This is a genomic window from Pedobacter nutrimenti (genome assembly GCF_032678445.1).
Taxonomy (GTDB): Bacteria; Bacteroidota; Bacteroidia; order Sphingobacteriales; family Sphingobacteriaceae; genus Pedobacter; species Pedobacter nutrimenti_A.
In genome coordinates this window covers 1-12787 of sequence record NZ_JAVTSQ010000001.1, presented here as the reverse complement: position 1 = coordinate 12787, position 12787 = coordinate 1, and the positions used below count along the sequence as shown (strand labels likewise).

At 44.6% G+C, this 12787-nt stretch carries 11 protein-coding genes; 2 read left to right on the top strand and 9 right to left on the bottom strand.

Annotated features, from left to right (window positions below; genetic code table 11):
• Positions 1-206: 206 nt before the first annotated feature.
• Positions 207-1055, top strand: a complete 849-nt coding sequence (locus tag R2S08_RS00055; RefSeq protein WP_316833298.1) for a DUF2911 domain-containing protein — start codon at positions 207-209, stop codon at positions 1053-1055.
• A 30-nt stretch (positions 1056-1085) separates the two neighbouring features.
• On the opposite strand, the gene R2S08_RS00050 is transcribed toward R2S08_RS00055, so the two are convergent.
• The 8 genes from R2S08_RS00050 to R2S08_RS00015 all read right to left on the bottom strand — a co-directional run bounded on the left by R2S08_RS00050 (position 1086) and on the right by R2S08_RS00015 (position 10214).
• On the bottom strand, positions 1086-2792 hold the full coding sequence (locus R2S08_RS00050) for a sodium:solute symporter (protein WP_316833297.1): 1707 nt from the start codon (positions 2790-2792) through the stop codon (positions 1086-1088).
• The gene (locus tag R2S08_RS00045) at positions 2789-2920 is read right to left on the bottom strand and encodes a hypothetical protein (protein ID WP_316833296.1); all 132 of its coding nucleotides are present in this window, start codon (positions 2918-2920) and stop codon (positions 2789-2791) included. Before R2S08_RS00045 ends, R2S08_RS00050 begins: the two co-directional genes overlap by 4 nt.
• Complete coding sequence (locus R2S08_RS00040) at positions 2920-5370, bottom strand: PIG-L family deacetylase (RefSeq protein ID WP_316833295.1); 2451 nt, start codon at positions 5368-5370, stop codon at positions 2920-2922. Before R2S08_RS00040 ends, R2S08_RS00045 begins: the two co-directional genes overlap by 1 nt.
• 63 nt (positions 5371-5433) lie before the next feature.
• Positions 5434-6039, bottom strand: coding sequence for a hypothetical protein (locus R2S08_RS00035; protein ID WP_316833294.1), 606 nt, complete (start codon positions 6037-6039; stop codon positions 5434-5436).
• A 44-nt stretch (positions 6040-6083) separates the two neighbouring features.
• A complete protein-coding gene (locus R2S08_RS00030; protein WP_316833293.1) occupies positions 6084-6512 on the bottom strand; it encodes a DoxX family protein in 429 nt (142 codons plus the stop codon).
• A gap of 50 nt (positions 6513-6562) precedes the next feature.
• Complete coding sequence (locus R2S08_RS00025; protein WP_316833292.1) at positions 6563-7162, bottom strand: TetR/AcrR family transcriptional regulator; 600 nt, start codon at positions 7160-7162, stop codon at positions 6563-6565.
• 105 nt (positions 7163-7267) lie between these two features.
• Positions 7268-7921 carry an alpha-ketoglutarate-dependent dioxygenase AlkB gene (locus R2S08_RS00020; protein WP_316833291.1) on the bottom strand — a complete coding sequence of 218 codons (654 nt, stop codon included), beginning with the start codon at positions 7919-7921 and terminating at the stop codon, positions 7268-7270.
• Positions 7922-8234: 313 nt separating this feature from the next.
• Complete coding sequence (locus R2S08_RS00015; protein WP_316833290.1) at positions 8235-10214, bottom strand: sensor histidine kinase; 1980 nt, start codon at positions 10212-10214, stop codon at positions 8235-8237.
• Between the two features lie 221 nt (positions 10215-10435).
• Here R2S08_RS00015 and dapB point away from each other — a divergent pair, with 221 nt between their 5' ends.
• Positions 10436-11245: a 4-hydroxy-tetrahydrodipicolinate reductase gene (gene dapB, locus R2S08_RS00010; protein ID WP_316833289.1), complete on the top strand. Its 810-nt coding sequence runs from the start codon at positions 10436-10438 to the stop codon at positions 11243-11245.
• A 419-nt stretch (positions 11246-11664) separates the two neighbouring features.
• On the opposite strand, the gene R2S08_RS00005 is transcribed toward dapB, so the two are convergent.
• A partial coding sequence (locus tag R2S08_RS00005) for a TlpA disulfide reductase family protein (RefSeq protein ID WP_316833288.1) occupies positions 11665-12787 on the bottom strand: 1123 nt, incomplete at its 5' end.

Below are 12787 nucleotides of genomic sequence, written 5' to 3'. Positions count from 1 at the left end.
GTTCTTTATCCGCCCAGCCTGGTCTCCCGCCCTCTGCACCTTGCTACCGAAAATTCTCGTACGCTGCGGAAAGACCTCAGAGATCTGCGGCTTTTTCAGCCGCCTGATATCGTTAGTCTTGAAGCAGATGTACAGAATTTTCGGCTATAATTACAAAACATCCTATTGAATTCAAAAGCTTAACCGTATTTTAGTAAAAAAACAAAATGAAAACAACCTTAAAAGCATCCCTTCTTGTGCTTCTTGCAGTATCCCTGAATGCTGAACTTAAGGCACAAGGTGTAAAAATTCCACAGGCCAGCAGTGGACAAACCATCACACAAGATTTTGGTTTAGGCAAAATAACCATCAGTTACTCCCGCCCGAATGTGAAAGGCAGAAAGATCTTTGGCGGTCTGGAGTTGTATGGTAATGTATGGCGCACCGGTGCAAACAGCGCTACAGTCATAAAATTTACAGATGATGTTACTTTTGAAGGTAAACCGGTTCCTGCCGGCGATTATGAACTTTTTACTATTCCAGGTAAGGACGAGTGGACGGTAATCCTCAATAAAATGTCTAAACAATGGGGCGCTTACGAATATAAAGAGTCTGAAGACTTACTGAGGGTTAAGGTAAAACCAGCAGTTTTAAAAGATAAAGTAGAAACCTTTACTATACAGCTGGCCAACGTATATCCAACCAAGGCGCAGTTACAATTACAGTGGGAAAATACTTCGGTGAGCGTGAACCTGACCACTGATGTGGATACTAAAGTAATGGCGAGCATTGACGAGGCAATGAAAGGGGAGAAAAAACCTTATTTCGCTGCTGCACAATATTACTATGAAAATGGCAAAGACCTGAACAAGGCCCTGGAATGGATGAACGCCGCAGAAGCTGCAGATCAAAAAGGTCCGTGGATCAGGTTATGGAAAGGCCGTGTACAGTTAAAAATGGGTGATAAAAAAGGTGCAGCTGCAAGTGCAGAAGCGGGCCTTAAACTGGCAAAAGAGGCCAATAATGAAGAATATGTAAGATTGAATTCGGCATTATTGGCTGAAGCTAAGAAATAGTTTTTCTATCTTCTTTGAAAAGGGCGGCCGTCAGGGCTGCCCTTTTTTATGTTGTACAGGTTTAAGTATCTGCTGAAGAAGAAGACTGATAACCACCACCAGCAAACAGCCGATGACATTGAGCCATAAATAAGCCACCACCTTGTAGTACCCACAAACACAAACCGCTATTTCGGTCAGGATGGCCGCTATAAAAACCGCTCTTCCATCCACCTTTTTCAGATAAAAGGCCACTAAAAACACTCCGAGGATTGTTCCATAAATGTAAGATCCCAGAATGTTCACCGCTTCGATCAGGTTACCAATTTTACTGGCATACAAAGCCATCAGAATACATACACCACCCCATAAAATAGTTGCCCATCTGGAAGCATTGAGGTATTGCTGGTCGGTTGCCTGTTTGTTGATCAGTCTTTTATAGATATCAATCACACTTGTAGAAGCAAGGGAATTTAAAGCGCTGGCCGTAGACCCCATAGAAGCCAGAAAAATAATCGCGATGAGCAAACCAATTAAGCCTTTTGGAAGGTATTTGGTTACAAAGCTTAGAAAGATATAATTGTTGTCATTGATATCGGCCTTAGGGTCATTTTTCAGCATCAGGTCTGTGGCCTTTTTGCGAACATTTTTGGCCTGTTCATCGGCTTCCTTCAAAACGATCCGCTGCTGGTCTATCCGGGCCTGATCTTTCTGATCGAGAGCGGTTTCCAATTGCTGCAACTGCTGCTGCTTTTTGTTAAAAATATCGGTATATTCTGCCTCAATTTGCTTCAGTTCTGGTTGATAGCTGCTGTTTTGCAGCTTATTCAGTTCAAAACTATTAAAGAATACAGGGGGGCGGTTGTATTGATAAAAGGCGAAGACCAGTACCCCGATCAGCAGGATCAGGAACTGCATCGGGATTTTGACCAGACCGTTCATCAGCAAGCCCATACGGCTCTGCCCTACAGAAGAACCGGTAAGATACCGGCCCACCTGGCTTTGATCGGTACCAAAGTAAGAGAGCTGCAGAAAAAAACCACCAATCAGGCCGCTCCAGACGGTATAGGGGTTATTCCAGTCAAATTTAAAATCGATGGCATTGGTCCGCCCCATTTTACCGGCAATGCTGATGGCTTTACCTAGGCCTACGCTGGAAGGCAACAGATGTACCACCACCACACCCGCAGCGAAAAGACCACAGAAAATGATGGTCATTTGCAGCATTTGCGTATAGGAAACAGCCTTTGTTCCTCCGTAAACGGTATAAAAGATGACCAGGCCACCGATAAATATAGTGGTATAGGTCGTATTGATGTTCAGTATCGTGGAGAGTATGATGGAGGGGGCATAGATGGTAATTCCTGTAGACAAGCCCCGCTGAATGAGAAAGAGAAAGGCGGTTAAGGCCCGGGTGTTTAGATCAAAACGCTGTTCCAGGTACTCGTAGGCAGTATAGACCTTTAAGCGATGAAATATAGGCACAAAGGTAATGCACAAGACAATCATCGCCAGGGGCAAACCGAAATAGAATTGTACAAAGCTCATTCCGGTAGAGTAAGCCAGGCCGGGCGCAGACAGAAAAGTGATGGCACTGGCCTGTGTGGCCATCACCGAAAGGCAAACACTGTACCAGGGCATACTCTGGTTGCCCAGCAGATAGCCCTGGATGTTTTGAGCACCCCGGCTCTTGTACACCCCATAAACCACAATGGCCAATAAGGTACAGATCAATACTGCCCAGTCGAGGTTACTCATTCAAAGTATTTTGTAAAAAGGTAAAACAAAAGGATCAGCACTCCTAACCAGAGGATCAGCAACCGGTAAAACTGCTGCCAGCTTTTTACAAAAGGCGGCAGTTCGGGGTCTTTTTGGGGATCCTTCATTACTTGGTGTTTTGGTTTGAAATTAAATTGACCAGCAACCGGTATGCTCCTGGTACACCTGCAGGGAGTTCACGGTAAAAGACCAGACCGGAATAGACGTATTTGCCTTTACCATAGCTGGCCACCAGCAGAGATCCGTTAGAGGGTTTTTCTCCGGCGTCGTTCATAGACAGTACTGCAGTATATTTAGGATCGATATCTGTAGCAAAATAAATACCCCGCTCCTGCACCCAGCCGTCAAAATCTTTGGCGGTGATTTTATTTGGGTAGTTGAGTACCTGGTGTTCCGGTGCCAGGAAAGTGACTTTAGCATCTTCTTCGGTAACCCGGTCTCTTGTCAGTTTAAAAGGGTATGGCCCCAGTTCGTTGATCTTCAAAGGGCTGTTTACATTGTACTGGATCATCAGGGTCCCTCCTGCCTCTACATATTTCATCAGTTTGGGCTGCATGGCTTTTACCTGTTCATTGATGTTGTACAACCGTACTCCGGTAATGATGGCGTCAAAGCCGGAAAGATCGGTATTGAGTACTTCGTGATCAGAGAGGACGGTCACTTCATAGCCAATCTGTTTTAAGGACTGAGGGATCAGGTCGCCAGCGCCAGCAATATAGCCAATCTTTTTACCGGAGATCTTCAGGTCTACCTGTTCTACCCGGGCCTCGGCTAAAGGGAATAAGGTTTGTACGGGAATATGATCGTAATTGATGACATGCAGGCCCCGGTTAAAAGTTTGCCCGCCAGTTTGTATTTTTAAAGAGAGTGTACCGCTTCCGGTCGATCCTGCCGGGGTAACCGTGAAATTAACCAGTTCCTGATCTCCTTTTGCAGCCAGGTTGAAGTCGATCTTTTCTGGCGATACTTTCCATCCTCCGGGAACCACTGGAATCAGGGTGCCCTGGCTCCCATCTTTAAAGCTGTTGAGTTGTACAGAAAAATTCCGGGGCTGGTTGCCGTTAAACACATAGGCTTTTTCTGCCAGTGTAGCGGTAACCGGAGGGGCAATGACCAAAGGCTGATAAATTTCTCCTTTTACCGGGTCGGTATATTTATAGACTACCGGCCGGTCGAAGCTGATGATTTTTCCTTCGATATTAAAACTGAAGGTGATCTTTGGCAGGTTGGGGTTTTCAGGATAGCCAATCAGTAAGGGATCGTTAATGGTATAGGTGCCAATGGCGTGTTTCTCCGCCAGCCAATAGGGTTGCGATAGCTGATCTGCAGAAATTTTGCTCTGTATATTAATGATCTCGTTGCTCTGGGCTGCCGGAGGCGGAGCCACTAAATCCGACACCTCGGAAAGTACGATGGAATTTCCCGGACGGATGAGGATCTGCGAATATACTGGAATGGGTTCTTTTAAGGCATATTGAGCTTGCTTAGCATAGCTTTCAAACCAAAGCCCGGAGGCAGCAACCAGGAGTTCTTTGATCTTTTTTATCTTTTCTGTTTTCCAATAGTCGTCTGATAATTTTTCGGCAGCGGTAAGGATCCTGACCAGGGCTGGTACGGATTTGGAAGGATCTGTAAGCTGGTAAGCCGCATTGGTTTCCTGAATCAGGCGGCTGATCTCCTGCCCGTCTTTAACACGTGCCCAGGTTTGGTCTATGCCCTCAAACAGGTCCTGTTTAGCTGCATCACCAGCTACCGGGCTAAAATACTCCAGGGCCGGGCCGCGCTGTTTAGCGGAGCCGAAGCCCTGGCTCTTGTGGTTGGACCGGCTTTCGGCCGCAATTTCTCCATAGCCTTTGCCCAGCAATGGATTAAAGCTGCCTACATCTATTTTAAGCTGGTCATCAGAAGTGGTATTGTTGCCTCCAAAATTGAAGGTGTTCCAAACCAGGCGTTTGGCCTGCCAGATTTTTACATATTTAAGCTGTTCTGGAAATTGTTTTGGATCGGCAGCAGCAATAAAGGCTTCCCGGGCAAGAATAGCGGAAGCAGAATGGTGCCCATGTCCGGCTCTTCCATCTTCAGGGAAGCGGGTAATGATCACATCCGGTCTGAATTTACGGATCACCCAGACCACATCGCCAAGGATTTGCTGTTTGCCCCATATTTTGAAACTTTCTTCCGGGTTCTTTGAGAAGCCGAAATCATTGGCCCTGGTAAAAAACTGTTCTGCGCCGTCGGTGCGTCTTGCAGCCAGCAGTTCCTGTGTACGGATCAGCCCAAGCAAATCGGCTTGTTCATTTCCGATCAGGTTCTGCCCTCCGTCTCCCCTGGTGAGGGATAAATAGCCGGTCCTCAATTTGCGGCCTTTGGCCAGGTAAGCCAGCAGGCGGGTGTTTTCATCATCGGGGTGTGCGGCAATATATAAAACACTGCCTACCACATTCAGGGCTTCGAGGCCTTGCTTGATCTCGCCCGCAGGGAGTTGAGTGGAGGTTTGTGCTTTAAGAAAAAACGGGGTTGCAAAAATGAACAGCAATAAAGAAGCCCTAAGTTTCATATGAATCAGTTAATTTCCGAAATTAATCAATACCAATGAAACTTAGGGCTCCCCTCAAATATTTTACAAGAGAATTTTACTGCTGATTTCTTTGTCTATGGTAATGAATCCAGGATACTTGATGATCGCTCCTGCAACTTTGATGCTTGGTCTGATCTTTAAGGTAACAATACCCTTTTTTTCCGGTCCTCCATTCCTGGCTTTTAAAAAGCCGGTGATGCTTTCCATAGTCTTACTGTTGGAGATAAAAGGATAGATATTGGCGGTCATATTTACCGGAACTACAGTCGATTGTCCGGAGTTTACATCTACACTTTGATTTACAAACCCGTTGGAGATCTCTTCCTGGTTGATCAGGATCTTGTATTCAAATTCATTGATGGAAGCATCGCTGGAAGTTGGGTTGGTAATCTCAAGGTTCAATTTAGCCCTTAAGGGGATGTCCCGTCTCAAAAGGCCCAGCGCCAGACCGGGTAAACTGCCAATATTAATGTTCTGATCGTTGATCAGGCTTTTAATGTCTGTTCCTGCAATGGAGATCTGGTCTGCGGATACGATCCTGTAGGTGCATTTTTCAAGTGCCTTGATCTGCTGGGCTTGTTTGTTAAGGCCACATCCGGATATAGATATAGTGATTGCCATCAGGCAAAATAATGCGAGTTTCTTCATAATGCTATAACGGCTAAATTTTAGAAATGATATGTTTGGATAAATTAACGTCTTCTGCCTGGTTTTTTACCAATCAGGGCATCTACGCTGTATCTGCCTGCGCCTGAAAACAACAGGAATACATAAACGATCAGGTAGTGCCAGGCAAGTTCTTTCTTTTCAAATGCATCGGGTGCATGTATAATGAAAATGGCAACCACCATGGTAACAATTAATGGAATTACAGCCAGGCGTGTAGCCAGACCAAACAGCAACAACACAGAACAGCCTACTTCTGCAAAAACGGTGAGGAAGAAAGAGAGTTTTTCACCCAGCCCCAAAGGGTCTCCAAACTGAATTGGAGCACCGCTAAGTACTGGATTTATTTTACTCAGGCCATGGGTTAGCATAAAGGCGGCAATACCTATTCTCAGGAGTAAAAGTGCAAAATCAAGACTTTGGTGGTTGTAGTTGGTGTTAAAGATTCTTCTCATTCTTCAGTTTGTTTTAAAGGTATGAGTTGTAAATATATTATTTTTTGTGCTTAATCAACAAGGGCCTTGGTAAATCCGGCCATAGCATCTTGTACAATCATCTTTTTGGTGACGTCTGGTTTTCCACTTTCAATCATTTGTATGGATACCAATCCATGCAGAATAGACCAATAGGTGTGGAATTTCAGAAAGTAATCTGCTTCTGGATTTTTGCTGCCAGCAATGGCTTCTTTTATGGTAGATATCATCAGCGCGGTCATTTCCTGCACTTCGGGAACTTTTTTGACAGTATCACAGGCGGGAATGCCCAGGCCGAACATGAGCTGGTAATATTCTTTATTTTCGAAGGCGAAGTCCCAGTAGGCATCGCCCATTGCGGCGAGCTGTTGTGCCGGGCTTGTATGTATTGCTTTGACTTCCCTCAGGGTTTCGGCCAGCTTTTCAAAGCCTTCTTTGGTAAATTCGAGCAGAATGGCTTCTTTGTTTTCAAAATGGTTATAGATAACAGGAATGCTGTATTCTATGGCATCTGCAATTTTCCGGATAGATAGGGATTGCCAGCCGTCCGTGATCACCAGCTGCCAGGCGGCTTCCAGAATTCCTATCCGGATACTTTCTTTGTGACGTAGTTTACGTTCTGCGATTCCCATACTTATCATTTAGTTAACAGTGTTAGCAAAAATACATCTATTCATCAGAGAAAAGAAATGATCTGCTGCAATCTGACTTTAACTTAACAAAAAGCGGTTCATGGCCTAAATATGGATATATCTAAAGGTTAAATTGATCCTCGGTGCTGCCGGGCGGGCGAGTTTTGGTAAGCGGTGTTCCCAGATCCTTTGGGTATCGCCGCGCATCAGCAAGAGGCTGCCGTGCTCGAGTTCAACGGAGATGACGGGGAGCTTTTCTTTGTAATTACGGAACTGGAAGATACGCTGGGCTCCAAAACTGACTGATGCAATGACCGGGTATTCGCCAAGTTCTCTTTCATTGTCTCTGTGCCAGCCCATGCTGTCTTTTTCATCTCGGTAGTAATTGAGCAGGCAGGCGTTAAAAGGGGCATTGCATTTCTCTTCTACTTTTTGCTTGATCTCTTTTAGTGCCGCTGTCCACATCGTGGCTTGCATGGTTAGGCCGGAGTAGGTATAGGTAATTTCTGGTCCTCCATAAAAAGCGGTTAGCCGGGGTTGCATCACTGTTTTTCCGAACATTTTAATGGGTTCCTGCTTCCATTGAACTTCCTTTGTTAAAGTGTCTAAATAGTTGTCGCTGTTATCTTTTGGGAAGAAATCCGGGAAGAAAAGCACTTCTGAAGGATGAGTAAGTACGTTGACATGTTCGCCGTAAACGAAAGGATCCATATTGAGCTGTTGAGTCTTCAAAGTTACGTGCTTTATTCCGGATTTCATGTGGATGCCGGATATGGTGCCTGATCTGAAGAATATGCATGGTGCTTAGTTTGAAAAAAAAGGACAGGCTGCTCGAATGCTGCTTAAGCTTAGGCGGGCTGAAAAAGCCCGCAAACCTTAAAAGGCATTCTCTGCAGTCCTGTCCTTTTTTTTGGATTTCACGCCTAGCTGGATTTCATGTTTAACCGGATTTCATGCATCCCGGCCTTTCGGAATATATTTTGCATCTGGCTGGATTGCAATTTTGCTTAGCCGCAATGTTCTGCAATTTGCTGGAAACACCAGACAAGCCCTGCCAATTTTCACACCGAAACTACTTTTCAACCAATGCAGGTAAACTAAAGTAAAAAATAACATGATGTCCTTCTACCCTGACTTTTAGAACGCCCTTATTTGCAGAAATGTACTCTCTAGCCAAAAGCAAACCAAGTCCTACGCCACTCTCCTTTGCTGTTCCGCGGGTAGAAAGATGATTGTTTTCTCGCAACAAATTCTCCAGCTGAAGTTCCGAAACACCCGCCGTGACATTGTCTACTGTGACATAGACTCCGTCTTCACCGTTGCTCAGAACCAATGTGACCTGTTGTCCAATCGGAGTAAATTTAATCGCATTATCCATCAGGTTCCTTAAAACCAGTTGAACTTGGTTTTCATCGGCGAAAACCGGGCAGGCACTATCGGTCTGCAGGACCAGTTCCAGTCTCTTACTCTTTGCCAGTGGTCCGTACACCAGCATCAATCCTTCGGCCATTTCTTTCAGATCGAAAGATACCGGATCACTGCTCACCGATTCCATTTGACTTTTGGCCCAGTAGAGCAGGTTATCCAACGTGTGATAGATCTGGTCTATGTTCTCCTTGCTGCTGTTGAGGAGCATCTTCAGCTCATTCAGTTCCAGCAGGTCCATATCCGTTAAAAAAAAGATGCTTTTTAAACTGTTAAAAGGACTGCGCAAGTCATGGGCGATGATAGAGAACAATTTGTCCTTAACCGCGTTGGAAGCTTCCAGAGTCCTTACAGCCTCCAGATACCGCTCTGTTCGCTGTTTAACCACAACTTCCAGCCTGGCCTGTTCTGAGATAATCAGCTCCATATTCTCCTTTTGGGCAGCAATCTTATCACGGCGCAGCGTGTTATAATGATCGGCAAGACCAAAAGCCAGGAAAAGCAGCTCGAAAGTAAAGCCCATAGGGCCCACTTCGAAAGACCAATCGTGATAAGGAAGCAGTTCCAGTCGGGCCAGAAACAAGTAAACCAAGGCAATACAGATAAAAGACCAGGCCAGCAAGAAATAAATGGCCGGCCTGTGCCCATTAAGGAAGGCCTTAAACCCGACCAGCCATAAAAGTAAACCAGTGCTGAGAAAAAGTACATTTACAGACCTGGAGATCATCAGCTTACCGCCAAATAGGCCAATAGCTAAAATGACTAGCCAGCCAATAATTAAGGCGTTGAATATCCATAAATATCCTTTCAGTCTGGATTTCGCACTTAGAAATTCTTTAGAGAAATAAATCACCGATATACAAGCCAGACTGGCAAACAAGTGCGGATAAAGATTGAGAAATATTCTTGTTGAATTTCCAAAAACATAGCTATAACCCCGGATATATAAAATCATGTAACCAAATATGCCAGCAACATAGAGCGCATAATACAGGTACATTTTATCCTTAAGACCAAAATAAAGAAAAAGATTAAACAACATCAGGGTGAGCAATACCCCGATATAGAACAGTTCAAAGCGTGTCTTCGAATTGAAGCCCTTCAATAAGGTTTCTGCTGTACCTATTTTCAGGGCCAGCAGCATCATATTGTTAGACTTTACCCGCATATAGACGGTCTGTACAACAGAACCAGTATCCGGATCGGGCAAACTGAACACAAAATTCTTACCCGAAATCACGTCTTCGCTTGAAGGATACAAACTCCCCCCATGCAGGTGTTCTGTTTTACCACCGGGTAAAGTGGTATAAAGATCAATATCTTCGATATTCGGAACATCAATGACCAGAAAACTATTGCGCTCGGGAATGTTTTTGTAATTGAATTTAATCCAGAAAGCCGAAGTACTGGTCCCCAGATCCAGAATCTCATTTTTGGACCGTCGGAATTTGCCGGCATTGTCCATTGCTTTAATCTCCTGAAGGCTCATCTTAGCTGGCTTATCCTCAAGATAGCTCAGCTTCCGGCCGATGTTATGGTATCCGGAACTTTGCAAATCAAGCACTTGTGGCGAAGCCAGGAGCGGGAGCGCAATGAAAAATAAAATATGCACCAGCAGGTACCTCATAGAATACAGAACTTATTGACCTAATTTAAGGATTTTCCCTGTACTTTAAATCATATGTAATGCAGAATTATTTTTTAACTCCCCTGCACAGTTCGGTTGCAGAGGAATTAAATATCTAGAAACTGCTGTGTCATATTCTCTCCGGCTATCGATTTCTTTGAACCTGCGTTGTTTGATGGCTTAAACTTTGCTGATTTGATTTCAAATTATATCTTCAAAATATGGCTACAAAAAGAAAAATCCGGGTTTGTGTTGCAGGAGCAACCGGCTGGGCGGGCTCTGCCCTTTGCAGGGGTATTGTTTTAACGGAAGACCTGGAACTGGTTTGTGGAATTTCCCGTTCCGGTGCAAATAAAGAGCTTCGTGACCTACTGGATTTTCCGGGTGGGGAATCTATACCTGTTTTCGGCACTATTGAAGACTCGTTAAAGGTTGCTTATGATGTTTTGGTGGATTATACTAAAGCAGATGCTGCCAGGCATCAGATCGTGATTGCGCTTAAACATCAGGTGAACGTGGTGGTTGGAACCTCCGGACTGTCTGACCAGGATTACGAAGAAATCGAGGCGGTTGCAAATCAAACGCAGCAGTCTGTTCTTGCAGTTGGAAATTTTGCTATTAGTGTGGTTTTACTGAACAAGTTTGCGCAAATGGCGGCTAAGTATATGCCTCAATGGGAAATCATTGATTACGCGAGTGATCAAAAACCGGATTCGCCCAGTGGAAGTGCATTAGAATTGGCTTATAAGCTTTCGCAGGTTGGAAAGCCTGCCCATACGATTGCTGTTGAGGATACGAAAGGGATTAAAGAAACCAGGGGAGCAACGATTAATGGCACACAGGTTCATGCGGTAAGGTTGCCGGGTTATGTGATTTCACTGGAGGCTATTTTCGGGAAACCAGATGAGAAACTTACGATAAAACACGAGGCGGGAAGCAGTGCGGCGCCTTATGTGGACGGGGCATTGCTGGCAATCCGTGAGGTTGGGTCGTTTAAAGGTTTGAAAAGAGGGCTGGACAGTATCATGTAAGGTCGCACTTTATGAAAATTTCGGATAGCTCCTCTGCGGCTACATATTCTCGCTGAAGGGCTCGAACACGTCAGGCCGCTCGGAGTATCCAAAATTTTCTGAGTATGGTGCATAGCCGGGGTGGTTATCCGGGCATGGCGCAGATACTTGGTTGATGGTTTGTTGCAGGGTGTTTATTTACAGGTTTTCGATGTATGTTTAATGTCATGTCGGGATGATGCATACAAATCGTGCAGAATACAGATGGCATCATACAGGTAAGCACCCAGCAGAAAAAGAATAAGATTTTCGCAGAGAATGCCTTTTAAGGTTTGCGGGCCTTTTCAGCCCGCCTAAGCTTAAGCAGCATTCGAGCGGAAACCTTATTCTTTTTCATTTTAAACAACTGGTCAGGTCATCATTCAGAAATACCTCAAACTTTACTTAAGCACTTCCTGAAGTTTACGTTCCAATGCAACTCCTCTGAGATTCCTGGCAACGATAACGCCGTTTGGATCGACAAGGTAATTAGAAGGTATCCCCTGGATGCCGTAATAGGTAGACACTTCATTTTTCCAGCCTTTCAGATCAGAAACTTGTGTCCAGGGCATCTTATCATCCTCTACAGCTTTTTTCCACTTCTCGGCACTATCATCTAGAGATACCCCAAGAACTGTAAAGCCTTTGGGAGAAAATTTCTGATAAGCCTTCAGTACGTTCGGATTTTCAGCCCTGCAGGGACCGCACCAGGAAGCCCAGAAATCAACCAATACATATTTACCCTTGAATGAAGAGAAATTCACTGGTTTTCCTGAAAGGTCATTCTGCGTAAAATCGATCATTTTCTGTCCATTTCCCCCACGCTTTAAGACAGCTATCGTGGCCTCTACTTTTTTACCAGCTGCAGAGTTCCTTAAACCGGCATCAAGCGATTGAAACAATTGCTCAATTTCCGAGTAATCTACACTGTAGCCCATTCCTTTGATCTTGTTAAGGCTCACATAACTTTTTGGGTGACTGCTCAAAAATGTCTTAATCAATTGATGTTCTTCGGCATCCAGCTGTTTCAATTCCTTTTCTATGCGTTCAACCGCAGCAGAATCCTTCGCCTTCTCTGCAACATCATAATCTTTGTACAATTGACTGGTTTTGGTATTCACAGACTTTGTACTTGCTTTCAAGGCATTTTCTTCCTGCTGAGTCTTGCCTCCGGTCACTTTAAAATCATTCAGTTCTGTCACCTTTCCACGGATTGTGACAGGTGCATTTTCTACATAGAACATCTCCCCAAAACTAGCCTGGTCGGTAAGGTAGGCTCCAGAAGGCTCATCGACACGCCCTTTGTAGGTGAATTTTCCGTCTTTTACCGGTACAGAGTCTCTTTTTCCTCCTACAGACAGATAAATATAGGGCGTCTTTAAACCTTCAATATACCCATCAACTGTATAACCCACTTTCGGCACTACAGCTTTCTTTTTTTGTTGTGCACCTGCACATAAACCAAGCCCCATGAGGCTTAAAAGGATAATTTTTTGTTTCATAATCGTATAAATATTAAAATTT

Excerpts from the sequence above, each read along its gene's own strand:
- R2S08_RS00030 (WP_316833293.1), bottom strand. The coding sequence starts at position 6,512 with ATGAGAAGAATCTTTAACACCAACTACAACCACCAAAGTCTTGATTTT.
- R2S08_RS00045 (WP_316833296.1), bottom strand. The coding sequence starts at position 2,920 with ATGAAGGATCCCCAAAAAGACCCCGAACTGCCGCCTTTTGTAAAAAGC.
- R2S08_RS00055 (WP_316833298.1), top strand. The coding sequence starts at position 207 with ATGAAAACAACCTTAAAAGCATCCCTTCTTGTGCTTCTTGCAGTATCC.
- dapB (WP_316833289.1), top strand. The coding sequence starts at position 10,436 with ATGGCTACAAAAAGAAAAATCCGGGTTTGTGTTGCAGGAGCAACCGGC.
- R2S08_RS00025 (WP_316833292.1), bottom strand. The coding sequence starts at position 7,162 with ATGGGAATCGCAGAACGTAAACTACGTCACAAAGAAAGTATCCGGATA.
- R2S08_RS00035 (WP_316833294.1), bottom strand. The coding sequence starts at position 6,039 with ATGAAGAAACTCGCATTATTTTGCCTGATGGCAATCACTATATCTATA.
- R2S08_RS00040 (WP_316833295.1), bottom strand. The coding sequence starts at position 5,370 with ATGAAACTTAGGGCTTCTTTATTGCTGTTCATTTTTGCAACCCCGTTT.
- R2S08_RS00020 (WP_316833291.1), bottom strand. The coding sequence starts at position 7,921 with ATGAAATCCGGAATAAAGCACGTAACTTTGAAGACTCAACAGCTCAAT.
- R2S08_RS00050 (WP_316833297.1), bottom strand. The coding sequence starts at position 2,792 with ATGAGTAACCTCGACTGGGCAGTATTGATCTGTACCTTATTGGCCATT.
- R2S08_RS00015 (WP_316833290.1), bottom strand. The coding sequence starts at position 10,214 with ATGAGGTACCTGCTGGTGCATATTTTATTTTTCATTGCGCTCCCGCTC.